The organism is Rhodanobacter denitrificans (assembly GCF_003335105.1).
GTDB classification, from domain to species: domain Bacteria; phylum Pseudomonadota; class Gammaproteobacteria; order Xanthomonadales; family Rhodanobacteraceae; genus Rhodanobacter; species Rhodanobacter denitrificans_A.
In genome coordinates, this window is record NZ_QFWQ01000022.1 from 1 (window position 1) to 524 (window position 524).

A 524-nucleotide genomic window follows, 5' to 3' on the forward strand; every position below is an offset into this window, starting at 1 on the left:
GCCAGCTCCAGCGTGAGCAGGGCCAGGCCGGCCAGCTGGGTGGTGAAGGCCTTGGTCGAGGCCACCCCGATCTCGGGACCGGCGCGGGTCATCAGCTTGAGGTCCGCCTCGCGCACCACCGAGGATTCGGGCACGTTGCAGATCGCCAGCGTGCCGAGGTAGCCGCGCCGGCGCGATTCGCGCATCGCCGCCAGCGTGTCGGCGGTTTCGCCGGACTGCGAGATGGCGACGAACAGCGTGCCCGCGGGCACCACCGTCTCGCGGTAGCGGTATTCGCTGGCCACCTCCACGCTGACCGGCAGGCGCGCGTACTCCTCGATCCAGTACTTCGCCACCAGGCCGGCGTGGTAGCTGGTGCCGCAGGCGATGATGTGCAGGCCGCGGACGTCGCGCAGCAGCGCCTCGCTGTCGATGCCGAAGATGTTCGGCAGCACGCCGTGCGCGCCCAGGCGGGCCTCCAGCGTGTCGGCGATCGCGCGCGGCTGCTCGAAGATCTCCTTCTGCATGTAGTGGCGGTATTCGCC

At 70.4% G+C, this 524-nt stretch carries 1 protein-coding gene; it reads right to left on the bottom strand.

Features of this window, described 5'->3' with window-relative positions:
* Positions 1–524: SIS domain-containing protein (locus DEO45_RS16335; RefSeq protein WP_114345883.1), on the bottom strand; the 524-nt coding region annotated here is incomplete at both ends.